13 protein-coding genes are annotated in these 20,892 nt (G+C 51.0%); 9 read left to right on the top strand and 4 right to left on the bottom strand.

Annotated elements, in window-relative coordinates; genetic code table 11:
• Window positions 1-19 precede the first annotated feature (19 nt).
• The 4 genes from ACI1P2_RS27530 to ACI1P2_RS27515 all read left to right on the top strand — a co-directional run bounded on the left by ACI1P2_RS27530 (window position 20) and on the right by ACI1P2_RS27515 (window position 6,086).
• Window positions 20-844, top strand: coding sequence for an ABC transporter permease (locus tag ACI1P2_RS27530; protein ID WP_355326005.1), 825 nt, complete (start codon window positions 20-22; stop codon window positions 842-844).
• 67 nt (window positions 845-911) lie between these two features.
• Complete coding sequence (locus tag ACI1P2_RS27525) at window positions 912-2,480, top strand: ABC transporter substrate-binding protein (protein WP_355326002.1); 1,569 nt, start codon at window positions 912-914, stop codon at window positions 2,478-2,480.
• 98 nt (window positions 2,481-2,578) lie between these two features.
• Window positions 2,579-4,441 (top strand): cache domain-containing sensor histidine kinase, encoded by a 1,863-nt coding sequence (locus ACI1P2_RS27520; RefSeq protein WP_355325999.1) that lies wholly within the window; start codon window positions 2,579-2,581, stop codon window positions 4,439-4,441.
• Between the two features lie 28 nt (window positions 4,442-4,469).
• Window positions 4,470-6,086 carry a response regulator transcription factor gene (locus ACI1P2_RS27515; protein WP_355325996.1) on the top strand — a complete coding sequence of 539 codons (1,617 nt, stop codon included), beginning with the start codon at window positions 4,470-4,472 and terminating at the stop codon, window positions 6,084-6,086.
• 273 nt (window positions 6,087-6,359) lie between these two features.
• On the opposite strand, the gene ACI1P2_RS27510 is transcribed toward ACI1P2_RS27515, so the two are convergent.
• Both ACI1P2_RS27510 and ACI1P2_RS27505 read right to left on the bottom strand, forming a co-directional pair.
• The gene (locus tag ACI1P2_RS27510; RefSeq protein WP_355325993.1) at window positions 6,360-7,217 is read right to left on the bottom strand and encodes a sugar phosphate isomerase/epimerase family protein; all 858 of its coding nucleotides are present in this window, start codon (window positions 7,215-7,217) and stop codon (window positions 6,360-6,362) included.
• The gene (locus ACI1P2_RS27505) at window positions 7,214-8,272 is read right to left on the bottom strand and encodes a Gfo/Idh/MocA family protein (protein ID WP_355325990.1); all 1,059 of its coding nucleotides are present in this window, start codon (window positions 8,270-8,272) and stop codon (window positions 7,214-7,216) included. Before ACI1P2_RS27505 ends, ACI1P2_RS27510 begins: the two co-directional genes overlap by 4 nt.
• A gap of 120 nt (window positions 8,273-8,392) precedes the next feature.
• Here ACI1P2_RS27505 and ACI1P2_RS27500 point away from each other — a divergent pair, with 120 nt between their 5' ends.
• Window positions 8,393-9,301, top strand: coding sequence for an AraC family transcriptional regulator (locus ACI1P2_RS27500; protein WP_355325987.1), 909 nt, complete (start codon window positions 8,393-8,395; stop codon window positions 9,299-9,301).
• A 29-nt stretch (window positions 9,302-9,330) separates the two neighbouring features.
• Here the strand turns inward: ACI1P2_RS27500 and ACI1P2_RS27495 are convergent, their stop codons facing one another.
• Together ACI1P2_RS27495 and ACI1P2_RS27490 are read right to left on the bottom strand one after the other, a co-directional pair.
• Window positions 9,331-10,611 (bottom strand): glycoside hydrolase family 125 protein, encoded by a 1,281-nt coding sequence (locus tag ACI1P2_RS27495; RefSeq protein ID WP_355325984.1) that lies wholly within the window; start codon window positions 10,609-10,611, stop codon window positions 9,331-9,333.
• Between the two features lie 24 nt (window positions 10,612-10,635).
• The gene (locus ACI1P2_RS27490) at window positions 10,636-13,833 is read right to left on the bottom strand and encodes an alpha-mannosidase (protein ID WP_355325981.1); all 3,198 of its coding nucleotides are present in this window, start codon (window positions 13,831-13,833) and stop codon (window positions 10,636-10,638) included.
• A 368-nt stretch (window positions 13,834-14,201) separates the two neighbouring features.
• Here ACI1P2_RS27490 and ACI1P2_RS27485 point away from each other — a divergent pair, with 368 nt between their 5' ends.
• The 4 genes from ACI1P2_RS27485 (at window position 14,202) to ACI1P2_RS27470 (ending at window position 20,293) form a co-directional block, all read left to right on the top strand.
• Window positions 14,202-15,185: an ABC transporter permease gene (locus tag ACI1P2_RS27485; protein ID WP_355325978.1), complete on the top strand. Its 984-nt coding sequence runs from the start codon at window positions 14,202-14,204 to the stop codon at window positions 15,183-15,185.
• A gap of 13 nt (window positions 15,186-15,198) precedes the next feature.
• Window positions 15,199-16,110, top strand: a complete 912-nt coding sequence (locus tag ACI1P2_RS27480; RefSeq protein ID WP_355325975.1) for a carbohydrate ABC transporter permease — start codon at window positions 15,199-15,201, stop codon at window positions 16,108-16,110.
• A 444-nt stretch (window positions 16,111-16,554) separates the two neighbouring features.
• Window positions 16,555-18,153, top strand: coding sequence for an extracellular solute-binding protein (locus ACI1P2_RS27475; protein WP_355325972.1), 1,599 nt, complete (start codon window positions 16,555-16,557; stop codon window positions 18,151-18,153).
• A gap of 541 nt (window positions 18,154-18,694) precedes the next feature.
• Window positions 18,695-20,293, top strand: coding sequence for a type 2 periplasmic-binding domain-containing protein (locus ACI1P2_RS27470; protein ID WP_355325970.1), 1,599 nt, complete (start codon window positions 18,695-18,697; stop codon window positions 20,291-20,293).
• Window positions 20,294-20,892 lie beyond the last annotated feature (599 nt).

Genomic DNA, 20,892 nt, shown 5'->3' with positions numbered 1-20,892 from the left:
TGGAAGGAGGCAACGATAGATGTTAAAACGGTGTTTGAAAAACAAAACCTTCGTTCTTAGCTTTGCGGTGCTGTTTCCCATTCTGATCATTGCGGCTATCGGACCCTGGATCATTCCCCATGACCCGCTTGAGCTTAATCCCAACCAGGTTCTGAGTCCGTCGTCTGCAGCTTATCCGCTGGGTACCGATGAATTTGGACGGGATATTCTCAGCCGGCTGATTTTGGGTATTCGCCCGTCTCTTGCCGTGGCTCTTGGTTCCACGCTGCTCGCTTTCATGCTTGGTCTTGCATTCGGCATCGTTTCGGGTTATTTTCGGGGTTTCATGGAGAAGCTCGTCATGCGGGGCGTAGATATCCTTTTATGTTTTCCCCCGATTTTGCTTGCTCTGATGGTTGTCGGGATGTGGGGCGCGGGGGTTGCCAATTTGATGGTCATCATCGGTATTGTGTATGCCCCCCATTTTGCCCGTATTGCTTATTCTTCCACCCTGCAGATCAAAAGGCAGGAGTTCGTGGAGAGCGAGCTGTCGCTGGGCGCTTCGCATGCTCGGATTATAACTGGCTGCATATTGCCTAATATTCTTCCTCCACTGATTATTCAGGTCAGCCTGACGATTGCAGCAGCCATTTTGCTGGAGTCCGGGCTCAGCTTTCTCGGGCTGGGTGTCATTCCGCCAGAGCCTTCCTGGGGACAAATGATCGGCCAATCACGTGGTTATATCACCCTGAGTCCGATGTATGCCGTATGGCCGTCCTTGTGTCTTGGCGTGACCATTCTTGCGATCAATCTGATGGGTGACAGCTTGCGGGACATTCTTGACCCGAAATTGAATCGCTCTTGAAAGGAGTAACACGGTCCGGCTTGACCTGCGGATCTGCAATTCATACAACCGGGGAGGAAAACAAACGATGAGTCGATGGATTTCAAAAATGAGCTTTATTGTGGCTATGGTATTTTTGCTAAGCGCCTGTAACTCGGCAGACAGTGGATCGTCGAGCGGAGCGCAGGGAACTGCCGGCGAGCAGACCACGCTAAGATTCGCATTATCCGGTGAGCCGTCAACGATGGACCCGTTAGTCCAGAACGGCACAGTTGGCAGGACTATTAAGCTGGCCATCTATCGCGGATTGCTGAACTACAACAAAGACGGTGAGCTCAGCAATGAATTGGCGGAATCCTATACGATTTCGGATGATCAAAAGAAATATACATTTACTTTGCGGGATGCGAAATTTCATAACGGGGATCCAGTGACTGCCGAGGATGTGAAATATACATTCGAACGCATTGCGAATCCGAAAAATAGTGCAACATTTAAAAATGAGCTTTCCATTATCGACAGCATCGATGCCGTGGACGATAAAACGGTTGTGATGACGTTAAAGGAGCCGAGCGCTTCGTTTGTGCACTACCTGGCGCTGCCGGAGTCCGTCATCGTCAGTAAGAAATGGACGGAGGAAAAGAATGGGGACCTTAACGCAAATCCGATGGGCGCCGGTCCGTTTGAGTTTGTAAAATGGACCAAAGGCCAGGAGCTTGTCGTTAAGCAATTTTCAGGATATTACAAGACCGACAAGGACCCGGTGGACAACATCCGCTTTATCTTTTATCCGGACGAAAATACAAGAGTGAACGCTTTGCGTGCAGGGGATGTAGACTTAATTGATTCCGTTCCCTGGAAGGACTCGGCTTCCCTGGAGCAGGACTCGAATTTGAAGCTGGACAGTGTAAGCGGCCCTTTCATGCAGCTTCAGTTCAATACGCAATTCACGCCGTTCAGCGACCCGCGTGTACGTAAGGCGATCGCATACGCGATCGACCGGAATACCATCATTAATACCGCATTCAACGGTAGAGGCGAGCCGATCTATGGCATGGCCATTCCGGAAGGGTATATGGGGTATAATGAAAAATTCACCAATTATTTCGAGTATAATATCGATAAGGCGAAGGATCTGCTTGCAGAAGCCGGCTACCCGGATGGTTTCAAGGCGCGCTTGCTGGCCACGGCACAATACGCTTACCATCAGCAAACCGCAGTGGCTATCCAATCTGAATTGAAAAAAATCGGTATTGAGGTAGAGCTTGACCTCCCGGACTGGGCGACAAGAATCAAGAAAAATACGGAAGGCAGCTATGATTTCCTCGTGGCCGGTACGGCAGGGGATATTACGGATGCAGACTGGCTCAGCAACTTCTATGCGGGAGGAGCTGTACGTTTGAACAACTCCGCCTATTTTGACGACCCGGAAATCAACAAGCTGCTTGATGAGGGACGGAAAGAGCCGGACGAAAAGAAACGTTCCCAAATTTATGAGCAGCTGATTGAGCGCAGTCTGGATCTGTCTCCATTTGTGTATCTATCCTGGCGGGAGCAGAGTTATGCCATGAAGGCCAATGTTGAGGGCTTTAAAAACCTTCCCGGTTTTCTTACCTTCCAATCCGGTGTTTCGTTAGAAGATGTGACGGTTCGTTAAATCATATATGCATCCCCCAGATGACACGTCTGGGGGATGCTGTATAATAACAGGTAACGCTTAATAAAATCTGCAGACAACACCAGGTGGCTTCCATGATGAGGATCAAACAACTCGCACACCTCTTGTTCAGCCAGCTTCAAATCAGAATTATCGTTTCGATCGTTCTCTTCCTGTTTCTTGCCGTCTCCATTTCCTTGCATGTAAGCTTTAAACAAACAGAGTCTCATTTTCTTGAAGAAACCTCCGGTCTGCTGAACAGCAATCTCGAACTGATGGGAAACCGTATTGAAGGAATCAATCTCGATATGATGAAGCTTTCCAATCTGTTAAACTCGGACGATGTCATTCTGGATGCCCTGACCGGGTTCAGTCAGGGAGAAGACTTTAGCCCCTTTCAGCGCATTAAAAGCGAAAGAGAGCTAACCTCAGCTGATTACACTCGTATTTCTAAAATTGAAAACCATATTTTTTCTGTTAAAAACAGCGCCCTTTTTAATTATGACGCGTTTATAGCCGTCATCAGTGCTGATGGGTTGATTGGTTCCGTAAAAGGCAATATTGGTCAATTGGAGCCTGAGTTCAAGATGGGCTTCGCAGATTGTGTGCGGTCAGAGGGCTGGTTTCGTGAACTGGCCGGACAGGAAAAGAATATAACCTGGGTCGTGCCGTTTGCCAATTGCCACAAAGCTTCAGACAGCGACGGACAATACATATCGCTGGCCCGAGCCGTCAAGAGCAGCTATACCGGCGAACTGCTCGGCATGATTCTCATCCAGGTTGATCTGGATACTTTGAAACCCCTGTTTCAGGCACGGACCGGAGCGACCTATTTTGTGCTCAATGAAACCAATGATGTGTTTATGGTGTATGGCGACGGCGAGCTGCAGGATATTTCGGCTATGAAAGACCGGCTCCGGTTATATGGAACCCGCAAGGGCTCTTTTGTCGGCATCATGAACGATGAGCGGTACGTTATGAATTATTATATTTTGAATGATCTCCATTGGACGATTGTTTCCGCCTCACCTTATAAAGAAGTCATGAGAAATACGACAGCGATCAAACACGAAGTGCTGACGATCAATTATGTCGCATTCGGATTGTTCTTATTGTTCAGCGTGGCACTGATTGTCTATATTACCAATCCGCTCAAGCGGCTTATTCATCAGCTTAAAAAGAAAAAGATCGGTATTTACAGCTTAGGAACACAAGAGATGACGTATTCCAATGATGTGCATGGCATCGTTAAAAGCTTCGATCATTTGTTCGAACGGGTAGAAGAACTGGTGGAAAAAGTGATTTTGGAACAAAAACGGGAGCAGGAGCTGAAGTATGAAGCATTAAAAGCGCAAATCAATCCCCATTTTCTGTTTAATACGTTAAACGGAATCAAGTGGACTGCCATGATGAACGGTGCGGATACGGCTGCGGAAATGATTGCCGACCTGGGACGATTGCTTGAAGTGAGCATGAACAAAGGGGATGAGCATATCCTCCTGAAGGAGGAAATGGAGCTTGTACAGGCATACATGAATATCCAGAATGCCCGGTTTAACGAAAGTATCGAGCTTCATGTCCGCCTTCCCGCTGAACTTGAGCATGCCCTGATTACCAAGCTTTTGCTGCAGCCGCTCGTAGAGAATTCCATGCTGCACGGATTTCGAGGCAACAAGGCTGGGGGAAGGATTGAAATCGATACGTGCCGGTTAAATGGAGACATCCTGATTCGTATACAAGATAACGGAGAGGGAATCCCTTCTGAGCGGCTGAAGACACTTCTTGCAGCACCTTCACCGGCCGGAGCAGGTCATATTGACAAATTTAATGGAATTGGTCTATCCAATATACACAATCGACTGCAGCTTAAATACGGTGAAGGTTACGGTTTAACGATAACGTCCATTCCGGGAGAAGGCACATGTGTCTCCGTATTGTTTCCTGCACAAATAAGAGGATGAAGAAACGACAGAACGGAGGTCTTCCCTTATGCTGAAAGTAATGGTCGTCGATGACGAAGCATTGGTCAGAATTGGTATTAAGTCATGTATCGATTGGGAGAAGCAGCAATTCGATTTTGTCGGTGAAGCGGAAGACGGTCTGCAGGCACTTGCACTGATGGAGCGCAGCCATCCCGATATTGTGATGACAGACATTATGATGCCGAATATGGACGGGTTGCAGCTCATTGAAACGATCAACCGCAGATACCCCCGTATAAAGGTGATTGTCCTCAGCTGCCTGAACGATATGGACACCGTCAAAAAGGCGATCAAGCTGGGAGCGGAGGATTACATTCTAAAGCTGTCCATGAAACCGCAAAATTTGCTGGAGGTATTGCTCAGGACCAAGGCGGTCATCGAGGAAGAGACGAGGCGGAAAGAGGAAAAGGTAAACCTGGAAACGGTGTTTCATTCCAACAGGCAGATGATCAAAAATGGCCTGTATGCCAAATGGATCGAAGGTTCATTATCCCATCAAGCCTTCTTGAAAGAATACTCGTTAATCGACGTGCAGCCGGATTTCCCTCCATACCTTGTCGTCTGCTGCACGATCGACGATTGGCAGAACGCTCCGCTTCAGAGCAGAATCAGAGACAGGCATCTGCTGTCCTCATCATTTGTAAACATTTGTATGGAAAGCCTGAAAGACTTTACCGGCGGAGAAGTGGCGGAACTGGAAGAAGGAGCGTATTTGATCCTGCTGCAATCCCCTTACCCTGATAGGGTGCCTGATCAACTGACCCGCTTTTTTCACAAGATGAATCTATCGCTGAAGCGTTATTTAAATATTTCTGTATCGTTTGCCGTCTCCGGTCTGACCACTTCGCTGGACAAGGTTCCCGTATTGTATGCCCAAGCCAGGGATTCAGCGGAATACCGGTTTTATAAAGGAAAGGAATCCATCATTTTTGCTGACTCGCTGACCACGTTCAAAGACAGAGATATTATTATGCCGGCGGATGAGGAAAAGCTGCTCACCGAGTATATTTACTCGCACGACAGGGAAGGGGTGACCCGAATATTAAATCAGTTGTTCCAAACTCTTGCCGCCAGTGCGTCGCATCATCCCATCCGTGTCAAAACAGCTCTTCTGAATATCCTGTACAGCTTTCAGAAGGTTCTGGCGCCTTATGAGGAACAGTTGCCTCCCGCTTTTGGCGCAGCCAATTTAAAATTCACGCAGCTCATTCTGAATGCCGACACATTGGCCAATCTTCAAGAGCTGACCCTGGAGTATGTCGAGCATTATTTCAGGTCCTTGCCTGCCGCAAGCGGATTACAGACCCGTCCCGAAATCAAAAATATTAAACGTTATGTGCACGAACATATCGAGCAGGCGATTTCACTGGAGGATGCGGCAAAATACGCGAATATGAGCAGAAGTTATTTTTCCTATATTTTCAAATCCGAAGTGGGGGAAAGCTTTACCAATTTCGTTAACCGGACGAAAATGGAGAAAGCCCGGGAGCTGATCGCAATGAATAATCTGAAGGTGTATGAGGCGGCCGAACGGGTCGGTATCAAGGATGAGGCTTATTTCAGCAAGGTATTTAAAAAATATATCGGTGTAAGCCCGGGAAAGGTAAAGAAAACCTTCATCTAAGATAAATCTGCAGCCTTCCGCGCATAATTTTGCGGTCGAGGCGTTTGAGCAGCTGGTCAACTTGGCAAGGAAGGGCAGCCCGGTGCTGTGGAACGGGAGGTGGCGAACATCCGGAAGACGATATCCGGACAGCCGTAAAGTTTATTCAGAGCCACAGCGACTGTTAACGGCGATATGTACAAAAAAAGAGATCTATAGAGCCTTTCTAAGCTCCTATAGATCTCTTTTAATGAAAAATATATTTATATCAGGGCATCCGGGCCTCTTCCAATTTCACACTTCATCCCAGATGCGGCGCACGTTGTCGAAGCCTATTTTCGCGCCTGTGCGGCAGTCCTCCATGCCCTCGAATTCCAGGGAGAAATAGCCATCATAACCAGACTGCTTGATCACACGCAGCACTTCGTGCAGGTTGATGTCGCCGTGACCGGCGATGGCGCCGCGCAGGTAGTTGCCGCTGGTCGTGCGGAACCAGCCTTCACCGGGGTTGCGGTAAGACGGCCGCAGATAGAAGTCCTTGATATGCACAATGGACGCATAAGGCAGGTTGTTTTTGACCGCCGCAACCGGATCTTCGTCCGCGCACATGAAATTGCCGATGTCGAGCGTCGTTTTATAGTTGGGTTCATTTACGGCTTTTACCAGAGTTTGAACACGGTCGCTGTTCTGAATAAAATACCCGTGGTTCTCAACGCTGGTGGTAATGCCGAACTGTTTGGCATAACGGGCAACCCGGCGGCAGGCCTCGGCCAGCCGCTCCAGCTGCGCGTTGAAATGGCCGATGGAAACGTCGGATGATGATGCGACATCATGCCGCATCAGCTTGACGCCGAGACGGGCGGCAATATCCACTTCCTGTTTGACCCGCTCGATTTCCGCCTCGTAAAGGGCATCGTCGTCCGTAAGAAAGTTGGCTCCGATGGCGTAATTGGAGATGTCCAGCCCTCTTGCCTTGGCTTTTTCAACAATAACATCAATGAGTCCGGGATCTTCGGTCAGGTTGTAGCCGAGCGGTACGATTTCAACATGGGAGCCGCCGATGTCCGCCGTAAAATCAATGACATCGGCAACGCTCATCTCTCCGCTTTTCAACGCGCCATACAGGCTGTAAGTGCTCAGTCCAAGCTTCATAGATAAATTTCCTTTCCTTGGGCAGCGGATTCATAAACGGCATTCAGGATTTTCATGATTTCAACGCCATCTTCGACAGGGCTGATCGGCTGCTTGCCTGTCAATATACAATCGACAAAATGGTCGATTTCATTCTGGAACGCTTTTTCAAACTGAAAGCCGGAGCTGTCGATCTGCGGGTGAACATTCAGGATGGTGTTGTGCTTCTCCGTGGTCATTATGACTTCCGGATCGATTTCGAAGCCGCCCTTGTCTCCGTACAGCTTGACGGTGCTTTCATTTTTGCTGGCATGAAGGGTGAAGCTGACCTCAATCATGAGCGAGGCTCCGTTCTCAAAGCGGATGAGGGCATTCGCCAGATCTTCCACATCATTTTTCTTCGCATCATAGTCGGCCGCCTGATACCAGGACAGATTCTGGATATGAGCGCGGTTACCCAGTTTGCGGTATGTATTACCCGAAACGGATTTGACCTTTGGGCGGCCCATCATGTACCAGCACAAATCGATAACATGCACACCGATGTCGATCAGCGGCCCGCCGCCGGAGCGCTCGATATCGCTGAACCAGCCTCCCGGATTGCCGAGACGGCGGATGATGGAAGCCTTGGCATAATAAATATCGCCGAATTCACCCGCATCCGCGAAGGCGCGCAGCATTTGGGCATTCGGGTCATAGCGGCGCACAAAGCCGACCTGAAGGAGCTTGCCGGAGGCTTCGACGGCTTCCTGGATTTTGGCTGCTTCCGCGGTCGTACGGCATAGCGGCTTCTCCACGAGCACATGCTTGCCTGCGTTCAGCGCGGCAATGCTGATTTCCGCGTGTGTATTATTCCAGGTACAGATGCTTACACCATCAATTTGCTCATCCGCCAGCAGCTCGCGGTAATCGGTATATACTTTTTCAGCACCGTAGGCGGCAGCGGCTGTCTTGGCCCGTTCCTCATTCAGATCGCAGACCGCGTAGATTCTTGCCTGCTCATTTTTGCTGTATGGCTTAAGATGGTATTCGGAAATGCTGCCGAGGCCGATGACGCCGATATTGACGGTTTTCATGCCTTGTTGCCCCTTTCATAATAGGTCTATAATCTATTGTAAGGATGCAGTGAAGCTTAAATCCATGCAGCACCTTGCTGTTTGTTTGCAATAATGTGCGGTCACTGAGGAGGAATGTACATGAAAAGACCTGCCGATTTGCGCGAGCCGATGGATATGCCGGACCGTTATTTTCCCATCAAGCTCCATACCTGCAAGGCGGGCGGGGAGGGCAGCACATTGTTTCCCCATCACTGGCATGAGCATATGGAGCTGCTCTATTTCGTGTCTGGTAAAGCGGTGATTGAATGCAACTCCATGTCTTACGAGGTGAGCGGCGGCGACCTGATCGTGCTGAACAGCAATGATCTGCACCACGGAATTTGCAGGTCCGAGCAGCTGCGCTATTATTGCCTGATCATGGATATCTCTTTGCTGCAAAGCCAGTCACCGGATGCGATTGAAACGAAATTCATCGTGCCGATCCTGCAGAACCGAGTGCTGTTTCAGCATCATATCCGCAATGATGAAAGTTTGCATGCGTGTATGGATTCCATCGTTGAGGAATTCAAATCGAAAGAGTCTGGTTATGAGCTGTCGATCAAATCCTCCATGTACCGCCTGCTCACCATTTTATTCCGAAATTATGTGACCGCAGCGCCGCCGCTGCCTTACGAGACGAACAGGAGAAAAAACCTGGAGCGCTTTACACCTATTTTTGAATATATCTCGGGGCATCTCGGAGAGGAACTGTCGGTGCATGAACTGGCCCGCATGGCCGGCCTCAGCCGTTTTCATTTCAGCAGGCTATTCAGCGAGCTGACCGGGCGCACGGTGTCCGAGTACATTAACCAGCTGCGTATCAACAAGTCCGAATATTTGCTGATCCATACGGATATGACGATCTCCGAAATCGCCTGGACCACCGGATATAACGACATCTCTTATTTCAGCCGCACCTTCAAAAAATATAAATCGGTATCCCCCTCCGAACTGAGAGCGGCATCCGCTGAAGTCAGCAGTGCGGAGGAAGAACACCGGATGGCCTAGAAGCCCGGACTATCCCGAACTATCTCTATCTATACCCAGCCTTTTTCCATAGCCTGATAAATCAGCATCGCGAACAGGCTGTTGGACCAGGCAAACCATTCGCGCGAAAAATCGGCAGGATCGTCCGGATGAAAGCCTTCGTGCATGAAGCCTGTATCCGCGTCCGTGTTCACCAGCATATCAATCAGCTCTCGAACCTCCTGCTCGTTATCGGCTGTTAATGCCTGCATGGACAGCGCCATATGCCATACATAACCGCCAGGAGTATGCGGACTGCCGATGCCCTTGGCATATTTTCCTTCAAAGTAAAAAGGATTGTCCTTGCTCAGGGCAAAGCGGCGGGTGTTGCGGTAGATAGGATCATCGGTCCCGGCATAGCCGAAATAGGGGACGGAGAGCAGCCCCGGAGTGCCTGCGTCGTCCATCAGGCAGTAATTGCCAAATCCGTCGGTCTCATAGGCATAGATGGTTCCGTAGCGTGGATGGTCCACGGTGCCGTAAGTACGGATGCCAAAGTCAATTTCACTGCGCAGCTTGTCGGCTTTGCTCGCCAGCCCCGCGTCTTTGAATACCGTTTCCGCGATTTCGCGGATATGACCGAGAATGACAACAGCAAACATGTTGGACGGGATGTTATAGCCGAACAGGCAGGCATCGTCGCTCGGACGGAAGCCGGACCAGGTCATTCCCGTGTAATTGACAGGCATGCCAAGGCCGTCGTTTTGCAGCGTTTCGGTCTCCTTGAAGCCTGGACGCATGAACCTGTACGGTGATTTTTCCATATGCCGCTGTTCGGTGATCATCACGTCGACGATCGAAGAGAAGGCTTGATAACAGGCAGTATCAAAAATGTCCGTTCTGTCTGTAGCCTTCCAATACATATGAGCAAGCTGAACGGGAAAACAGAGCGAATCCAGCTCATATTTGCGTTCCCACATCCAGGGTGTCATCCCGGATTGGTCCCCGTCGTTATAATGCCTGCCGTTTGCTTCTTCATTGAACGCGTTGGTGTACGGGTCGATATTGATGTAAAACATCTGGCGGCGGATCAATCCCTCCAAAATACGCTGGAGTTCAGGGTCGCCTTTGGCGAACGGAATATAATGCCGTACTTGTTCCACGGAATCGCGCAGCCACATGGCGGGAATGTCGCCGGTAAATACGAAGGTGGTGCCGTCATCCAGCAGCTTGGTCGTAGTCTGCAGCGTATTGGGAAAGCAGTTGGTGAATAGGCGGAGCAGCTTGGGCCGGCGGGCCAGCCGCTGCTCCGCATCATTTAGTACCTGAACGATCGATGCGGGCAGGTTCATTCTATTAGGCCTCCTGAACATATGTTATGGGGTGCGTATATCAATCTCGAACGTCTTGATCTCGTAAGGCTCCAGCACACATTGAATCTCGCTCTCCAGCCGCACGGCTTCATCCGTCTGTTCCATCAGATTGCATTCTCTCCAGCCAACAATCTGCAGGTCGCTTGTGATGGTCAACGGCTGCCGGCTGCCGGAGTAGTCGTGGACCCGCAAGATTACCTTGTCGCTGTCCTCGGCCTTTTTCACGGCAGTAACCATAGCCGTGTCTGTGGAGAGGCGGAACATCGCCAGTGACGAAGCCTGCGCGGCTCCCTCGCTGCTGTGCAGCGGGGAGTTCAGCGCCCAGGCGCTTTGCACGGTATTGCCCTGCAGCCAGTCACCGTTATGAGGAAGCAGGGAATAAGTGAAGCAGTGATGTCCCTGGTCGGCTTCGATGTCCGGCGAGGTGGCGCATTTAATCAGGGACAGGCGCAGCACATTGTCCTTGATGTCATAGCCGTACTTGCAATCGTTCATCAGGCTGACGCCATATCCTCGGTCGGATAAATCCGCCCACTGGTGACCGACGGACTCGAAGCGCGCGCTGTCCCAGCTCGTATTCCAGTGGGTCGGCCGCTTGACGTTGCCGTACTGGATATCATAGGTCGCCTCAGTCGACCGGATATAAACAGGGAAGGCCACCTTCAGCAGTTGATGTCGTTCATGCCAATCCGCTTCTGTCGCAAAATCAATGCGCCGGTCGTTGGCATACAGGATCATATCCTGCGTGATAACCGAGCCGCCGTACTTCCATTCGAAGCGGATGGCCGTTCGCAGCATACCGTTCTCCACCACTTCCATATGGCTCAGCTCCGTGATTTCCCGCATTTTTTCCTGATAAAAAATATCGATATCCCATGCATCAAAATTGAGCGGTTTATCCTCAAACAGCTGCAGCACATTGCCGCGCCCGCCCTGTGCCAGCACCTCTCTTTGCTGCTCCTTGTCGTACAGGCGGGTCAACTGCCCGTGTTTGTTCCATTCCAGCTCGTAATACGGGGTCGACAGCCCATTCTCCCGGAACAGGAATGGCGTTTCCACGCTTACTGTCGGCAGTGCTTTTTCTCCTGCTCCCGTTTCCAGCACAATCGTTGCGTAACCGAGCGAAGGGAGATCTTCCACCTGAACCGTCCAGACTCCGTTATTCCACTGCGCGTTCAGCGTTCGGCCGTCCACGGTATGCCATACTCCCGAACCGCCGCTGTCCGGAAGGGAAATATCGACCAGATCTGTGCGCTGCCATGGAGAGGAGTTCCAGATCACGAAGGACCTGATCCCCGCCGGGTCTGACTTCCCCCCAGGATCGCCTGATTCCGCGGCTGGAGCGATGCTTTGCTCAGCTTGCACCCGGACCGACCGGCCGATCTCTTCTGCTTCGGCGTATTCCAGAGTGCTGTCCTCATACACTTCCCGGATGGAGGATCCGGGGATAATATCGTGGAACTGGTTGCGTAAAATGATCTTCCAGCCGTCCGTCAGCTTTTTCCCCTCGTACAGCGCCCAATCACCGCCCAGCACGCTCTGCCAGGCGTTCAGCCATTCGGCCTCCCGGTACAGCAGCTCCAGCTTGCGGTTCATGCGCTTGTTGTAGGCCTGGCTCGTATACGTGCCGCGGTGGTATTCAAGGTACAGTTCCCCGTCCCAGGTGTGCACGTAGCTGTCCGTGTTTTCCACAGTCTCCTGCAGCCGCCGGAAATACTCATCCGCTCGGCCGGTCTTCACCTTGGGCAGTCCAGGAAGTCGGTCGATCCTGCGCCGCATTTCCAGCATCTCGCGGTTGACACCGCCGCCGCCGTCTCCGTAGCCGTACGACAGCAGCAGCTCCTGATTCAGCTCCTTGTCCCGATACGCTCCCCAGCTTCCTTTGACCGTCTTTGGCTCCACATGCCCGTTATACGTATAGAACGTGGAGGAGGCCACAGACCACGGCTCAATCGTGGTAATGAAATGGGTCAGCACCTCCGAGCCGTCAATCCCCCGCCACTTGAACGTGTCATGCGGCATCCGGTTGTACTGGTTCCAGCTGATTTTGGTGGTCATAAATGTATGGATTCCGGACTTGCGCAAAATTTGTGGCAGCGACCAGCTGTACCCGAATACGTCAGGCAGCCACAGGTACTCGCAGTCCGCTCCGAATTCTTCCTTGAAAAATCTTGTACCCACCAGCAGCTGGCGGGTGAGCGATTCGCCTGACGTCAGATTGCAGTCCGCCTCCAGCCACATGCCGCCGCCCGCTTCCCAGCGCCCTTCCTTGACCCGTCTTTGAATCTGCTCATAAATTCCGGGAAAGTCCTGTTTGATGTATTCATAAAGCTGCGGCTGGGTTTGCAGAAAAATATATTCCGGGAACAGCTCCATCAGGCGCATCACTGTGGAGAAGGAGCGGGCGCTTTTCTCGCGTGTATGCTTCAGCCGCCACAGCCAGGCAACGTCAATATGGGTATGGCCGACACAGGTAATGGTGACGAGCGTGTTTTTGTCCATTTTATCGATCCGCTCGGACAGATCATCGCGGGCCGCAGTCACGCTTTCATAAAAAGCGTCCGAGCCTGGCTCGCTCCAGTCGATCAAGCGGAAGGCCTGATCCAGCGTTTTCTGCAGCAGCGCACGTTCGGCATCCTGCTCGTCCAGCACCTGAATGGTCTGATAGATCGTCAACCCGGTGTAATACAGATCGTCTGCCGCTTCATCCAGCCAGCAGATTTCCGCCAGCTTGATTTCATGCTTCTGCTCTCTGGGCTTGCCGCCGCCTTCCAGGCCCGACCACAGCCGGAACAGCAGCCGCTGGCTGCTGCCTGCCACGTCTTCTCCCGCAAAAAACACTTCCTTATGATTGGAATCGACGCCCTGATGAGGCTGGCCGTCAAGATACAGCAGCGACTCGAACCCTGAATTGGTGCCCCCGCCGGTTTTGCCGAAATCAAAACGCCCGAGCACTCTTTTTCCCGCCCATTCGGCTGGGAACTCTGCATCCATGGAGAGCCACAAATAACGGTCGCGGCCCGTCCAGGTGTCCCCATGGCGCATATGTCCCCACTCTCTGCCAACCTCCGGCAGGTCGGGATTGACTCTGGAGCCTTCATCTTCAAGTATTCGCAGCTCTTTGAACGGAATCCGGTCACGGTATCGGTATTCATCCAGCTCTCTCAGGCGTGCGTACAATTTTTTCTCAGTCAGAAACATGTTCCATATACCTCCTCAAGGCTTGCATCCGGGCTGAATTTTGAAATAGCTGTATCTGAACTCGTTAGAAAGAATCACACAACCTGATCGATTATGCAATGTGTCAGATGTGAATTGACATTGAGATAACAAATTTCACATATAGCAAACATGTATAAACGCTTTCAAAAAGGAGTTGCATGGATTTATAAAACCTTGTTGTATAAAGGATGGCAGCTATTTTGCCGCGTTGTGCAGATTCTACATATTTACCTTATAAAATTTGCGGCCTACAATTTCAACAGTAAGTCTTGACGGAGCCCGGATTTGCGCCAGAGGCTGCGAACTATAGAACCACAGTCTGAACATTGAAAAGAGGGAATGATGCTATGAAGAGAAAAGAGGAAGGAGCTCTCCCATTGGAGTCGGCAGTAGAGCAAGGAACCGTTCTTTCCTCCAGAGAGACGGGCAGGACCCTTTGGAGCCGGATTCTGAAAAATTGGGAATTGTATCTGTTTATCACTCCGGCTGTGCTGTATTTTTTCATTTTTCACTACATCCCGATGTACGGTGTCCAGATCGCCTTTAAAAATTTTATTCCCACAAAGGGGATCACCGGCAGTCCGTGGGTAGGCTTTGATCATTTTGAACGCTTTTTTAATTCCTATTATTTTTGGGACCTGCTGTGGAACACCTTCAGCCTCAGCTTGTACGAGCTGGCGGTAGGCTTCCCGCTTCCGATCATCCTGGCGCTGGCGTTCAATGAAATCCGGAATGGCTTCTTCAAGCGGTCGGTACAGACGATCACCTATGCCCCGCACTTTATTTCCGTTGTCGTTATGGCCGGTATGATTATTACCTTTTTATCCCCGTCCAGCGGCATGATTGTGCGGATTGTGGAATTTCTGGGCTTCGAGGCGCCTAATCTCCTGACTGATCCCGCCTGGTTCAAGACCGTGTATGTGCTTTCCGGTGTCTGGCAGAGCGCGGGCTGGGGGACGATTATTTATTTGGCGGCGCTGTCCGGCGTTGATCCACAGCTGCATGAAGCCGCTATCGTCGACGGTGCCAGCCGTTTCAAGCGCATGCTGCACATCAATATTCCGACCATTTTGCCGACGATCACCATTCTGCTGATTCTCAATATGGGCAATATTTTGGGCGTCGGTTTTGAAAAAATCCTGCTGCTGCAAAATCCGCTCAATATGAGCTCCTCGGACGTGATTTCCACCTTCGTGTACCGCTCGGGTCTGGTGGATGCCCAGTACAGCTTCTCCACGGCTGTCGGATTGTTCAATTCCGTTGTAAATGCCTTGTTGCTGATTACCGTCAACCAAATCGCACGCCGTACGAGCGAGAACAGCTTATGGTAAGGGGGGATAGCTGATGATCACATCTGTTAAAGAGACGCGCTCCGACCGGTTATTTATCATTTTGAACTATATCTACTTGTCCATTGCCATGATCATAGTGCTGTACCCGGTGCTCTATATCCTGAGCGCCTCGGTCAGCGAACCGCGATACGTCAATTCGGGGGAAATGTGGCTGTTTCCCAAGGGATGGAATTTGGACGGGTACACGCGGGTTTTTGAAAACGCGAAAATATGGAACGGCTATGCCAATACGATCCTGTACACGGTGCTTGGCACGCTGCTGAACCTGGCTGTAACACTGCCGGCCGCATACGCCTTGAGCCGGAAGGATCTTGTCGGCCGTAATTTTTTTATGGGCATGATGCTCGTGACGATGTTCTTCAGCGGCGGCATAGTGCCGGCCTACCTGCTGATCAAAAGCCTCGGCCTCATGAATTCGATGGGTGCACTGATCCTGCCGGTGGCCGCTTCCGTCTGGAATATCATCGTCGCCAGAACCTTTTTCCAATCGACGATTCCCCATGAGCTGCAGGAAGCCGCACAGATGGACGGCTGCACCAATTTCAGACTGTTCGTGCGCATCATTCTGCCGCTCTCCGGTCCCATTATCGCCGTGATGGCCCTGTTTTACGGAGTGAGCCATTGGAACAGTTATTTCTCGGCACTCATTTATTTGACGGATGAAAGCAAATATCCGCTGCAGCTCATTTTGCGCCAGATTCTCGTCCTGCAGGAAATGACGGCCGAGACGACGGGTGTCGCCATCAGCGGGGACATGGCGATTGCGATGAACAACAAGGCGGATATGGCTTCTCTGGTAAAATACGCCGCCATCATCGTTTCCACGCTGCCTGTTATCGTCATTTATCCATTCCTGCAGCGTTACTTCGTACAGGGGGTGATGATTGGGTCCGTGAAAGGGTGAGATAACGAAATAACGAAATGACGAAAAAACGAAATGACGAAAAAACGAAATGACGACGCGGTTGCCCACTGAATCGCCGGGTGCAGATTCCACTTCCGATCGCTGTTGTCCCCGGATTTTATTGAATTGAATTTTAAGTGGTGAAAATCCGGGGACAAAGGCGAGCGCTTCGCTTCTCCAGTGGAATTCTGCTCCCTCTGTACGTGGGGAAAGCACTTTCTTGGGCATTTGCTTCGAAGCGGTTATTTCGTTCTCTCTGGGGGATGGTAATGCTCCCTCGAGTGCTTACGCCTCTCGGGGATATTGATTTTTACTTCGTCTCAATAGAAATCTTTTCGCTTTTGAGAGTAGTGTTATTCCTGAGTATTGCTCCGAAGTATGTCGCAGATTCCAGGGGGAATCCAAGTTTCAACGCCAGGAAAACACCGGGAAAGGGATGAAAATATGATTACTTTCAGAAAAAGCCTCAGCCTGCTGCTTTCGGCAGGTCTTAGTGTATCGCTGCTGGCGGGCTGCGGCTCCCCGGACTCAGGAACGGCGGAAGGGCCGTCCACTACTGTAGAAATCGTCAATAAAGAAGGTTTTCCGATTGTTAGTGAACCGTTGACCCTTACGATGATGGCGCCGGATGTCGGCATTCAGAACTGGCAGGACATGAAGGTGATGCAGGAGATGGAGAAGCTGACCGGCATTCAACTGAAGTTTGCCAACGCTCCGCTGGACAGCTTTGAAACAAAGAAAAACCTGGTGTTCGCCAGCGGGGAGTATCCGGACATACTGTATGCGGCCAGCCTGACGCAGGCCGAGGAGATCACCTACGGCAGCCAGGGCATTCTGGTGCCCCTGGAGGAGCTGCTTCCGGAATATGCGCCCAATGTGCAAAAAATTCTCGACGAGCACCCGGATATCCGCAAATCGATCATCGCTCCCGACGGTCATATCTATTCCTTGCCCCGCATTGACTTGAACGCAGTCTGGTACCGGGGTCCGCTGTGGTACAACGGGGAATTTCTGAAAGCGCTTAGCGTGGAGAAGCTGCCGGAGACGACGGAAGAGCTGTATACTTACCTGAAACGGGTGAAAGAAGAAGACCCGAACGGCAATGGCAAGGCGGATGAAATCCCGCTGGAGTCCGTCAAGATCAAGGACATCCGCGTCTGGATGCTCGGCGCCTTCGGCATTTACGATGAAGAACTGTATGTGGACGATGAGGAGCAGGTCCATTTTACCCCGATGGATGACTCGTACCTGGAGTATTTGAAGTATATGAACAGGCTGTGGAGCGAGGACTTGCTGGATCACGAAGCCTTCTCGCAGACGGATGAGCAGAAGAAGGCGAAGGGCCGCAGCAACCTGCTTGCTCTGTTCCCTGACTGGCATGCCTACTTCACGCTTGGCGGAGAGCAGAGCACCGAAGACCCCATGTTCATCCCGGTAAAAAGCGATTCCGTCGCTGCGGCCGCCATTGCCAAGCATAGAGGCATTTCCACAGGGCAATTCGCCATTACCAGTTCCAATCCGGCGCCTGAAGCTTCCCTGCGCTGGATCGACTACATTTACACGTATGAGGGAGCGTTGCTATTCGATAAAGGTCCGGAGGGCATTCTCTGGAAGTATACGGATAAAGATACCTTGGCCAAGGAATGGCTTCCGGTTCCCGGCGGAGGTGACCGCGAAGAGTACCGCGCGACGCTGACCCCTAATTACGGCATCGCCTCGCCAATGATGGTGAACGATGATGTGGTGAAAGGGCTCAAGAGCGATTTTGATGATTGGGTTGACAAGGAGACGAAGGAAAAGCTGGTGGACCGCGGCGCGCGTGTTCCGTTCCCGGCGATCTTCCTGACGCAGGAGGAGCAGGCGGAGGTATCGGGCCTGCTGTCGGATCTGCGCACTTATGTGGAGCAGATGGAAGCCAGGTTTATTACAGGCCAGGAGCCGCTGGGTAACTGGAACAACTACATTGAAACGCTGGAGAAAATGGGCGGCAGCCGTGTCCGTGAGGTGTATCAGGGGGCGTATGATCGGTGGAAACAGAGCTGAGAGAACGAAATAACGAAATGATGAAAAGACGAAAAGACGAAAGAACTAAAGAACTAAAGAACTAAAGAACTAAAGAACTAAAGAACTAAAGAACTAAAGAACGGTGCTGTTGCCCACAGAATCGCCGGGTGCAGATTCCACTTCCGATCGCTGTTGTCCCCGGATTTTATTGAATTGAATTTTAAGTGGTGAAAATCCGGGGACAAAGGCGAGCGCTCCGCTTCTCCAGTGGAATTCAGCTCCCTCTGTACGTGGGGAAAGAACTTTCTTGGGCGCTTTCTTCGAAGTGGGTTATTTCGTTCTCTCAGGGGGGAGGGTAAGGTACCCTCGAGTGCTTGCGCCTCTCGGGGGGAATGGTACAGCTTCGCTTCACTGGGATTCTGCTCGCTTTTTAGTGGAAAAGGCATTCTTGTGAGTGCGTTCTTTGAAGCCGGTAATTTCGTTCTTTCAAGGAGAGGGTAAAGCAACCTCGATTGCTACGCTCTCGGGAAATGAACAAGATTTTACTGCCATCTTAGTCATCTATGAAAGGAATGAACTCATGATTACATTCAAAAAAAGCCTCAGCCTGCTGCTGGCGGCGGGCCTTAGTGTATCGCTGCTGGCGGGCTGCGGATCATCGGACTCAGGGGCGGCGGAAGGGCCGTCCGCTAAGGCGGAAATCGTTAATAAAGAAGGCTTTCCCATTGTAAGCGAACCATTGACGCTTACGATGATGGGGCCGGATGTCGGCATTCAGAACTGGGCGGACATGCCGGTCATTCAGGAAATGGAGAAGCTTAGCGGAATCCATCTTGAATTTATGAACGCTCCGAAGGAAAGCTTCGAGACCAAGAAGAACCTGGTCTTCGCCAGCGGGGAATATCCGGACATGTTCTACGCAGCGGGCCTGACGCCGGCCGAAGAACTGACTTATGGCAGCCAGGGCGTTTTGATTCCGCTTGAAAATCTGATTGATGGGTACGCGCCGAATTTCAAAAAAATTCTGGATGAAAATCCGGAAATCCGCAAATCGATTACGGCGCCGGACGGGCATATTTATTCCCTGCCGCGCATTGAGTTCAACCAGCCCTGGTACAAGAATCCTATGTGGTATAACGGTGATTATTTAAAGGCATTGGGGGTTACCAAGCTTCCTGAAACGACAGATGAGTTGTATGAATATCTGAAACGCGTCAAGGAAGAGGATCCGAACGGCAACGGACAGCAGGATGAAATCCCGCTCACCTCCGTAAAGCTGAAGGACATCCGCACTTGGCTTCTAGGCGCATTTGGCATTTACGAAGAGAAAATTTATGTAGATGACCAGGACAAGGTGCATTATACACCGGTTGAAGCTGGTTATAAGGAGTACCTTACTTACCTGAACCGGCTTTGGAATGAGGATTTGCTGGACCATGATACCTTCTCTCAAACGGATGAGCAGAAAAAAGCCAAGGGCAAGAACGGGCAGCTGGGCCTGTTCACGGACTGGCATGCCTACTTTGTGATGGGCGGTGAGCCGAGTACGGATGACCCGATGTTCAGTCCGGTGAAAAGCGATATGGTTGATGTCCCTGCGATTGCCCGCAACAAGGGAGTCACGGGCGGAGCCTTTGCGATTACCAGCACGAATCCCGCACCGGAAGCGTCTATGCGGTGGGTGGACTACATTTATTCCTACGAAGGAGCCGTTTTGTTCGATAAGGGCCCTGAAGGCCTGCTCTGGAAGTATACGGATAAGGAAGCGCGCGTGAAGGAATGGCTGCCCGTCCCGAACGGTATGGAGCGTGAAGACTACCGCGCCACCATCACACCGAATTATGGCATTCCTACACCGGCCATGATGACGGACGATATCAACAAAGGGCTTACCACTGATTTTGATAAATGGGTGGCCCAACAGTCACAGGAGAAACTGCTCGACCGGGGAGCGAGAATCCCGTTCCCGGTATTGTTCCTGACCGAGGAGGAGCAGGCGGAGGTTACAAGTCTGCAATCTGACCTGAACACGTATGTGGAGCAGATGGAGGCACGGTTCGTGACAGGCCAGGAGCCGCTTGCGAACTGGGATAAGTACGTGGAGACCATTAACAAAATGGGCGGAGGCCGTCTGGCGGAGATCTATCAAACAGCCTACGACCGCTGGAAATCCAGCTGATACACCCCTTCATAGGACTGTCACATTAAACGGGCTGCTCCACTTCATAGGGCTGTCACAACATTGGGCTGCCCCATAAGCGGTTATCAAATGATGACAAGCAGTCCCGAATTACGAAATCATTATTTTAAATTTAAAAGAGCGAGCATGGTGGTTGATTTTCACCGATACTCGCTCTTTCTCTATCGCTTTGGCCCGTGTTGAATTAAACATTCGCTCTTGTGTTAATTATACCGCCTTCACCTTCTCAAGTGATTTGACCGGAAGAAGTAAATCTGCTGTAGGCATAAATTTGTCAACGGATGTTTTCGCGGACTGGAGAGGCGCTATTTGTGCAATGAAGCTGCTTTTTACTTGGTTACCGGACCACATGGACTTTATTCGGCAAATTTTGAGGCGAAAAAGCCGGAAAATGTATAGATAGCGGCATCTCTGTCCGAAAAAGACCTCAATACTATTAAGCCCCCTAATTGGATTGGAGAGTATCTAGGGAAATAAGGTACTATTTATTTAGGGGGGGGGGAGCACAAGATGAGACAACGAAATAATGCGTTTAAAGAAGTTCGTTATAAAGTAGCCCAAGAAGCACTCGCTGGAAT

The sequence above is a fragment of the Paenibacillus jiangxiensis genome, assembly GCF_046098255.1.
GTDB lineage: Bacteria > Bacillota > Bacilli > Paenibacillales > Paenibacillaceae > Paenibacillus > Paenibacillus jiagnxiensis.
Note: the sequence above shows the minus strand (reverse complement) of the source record. Positions and strands in the feature narration are given on the sequence as shown.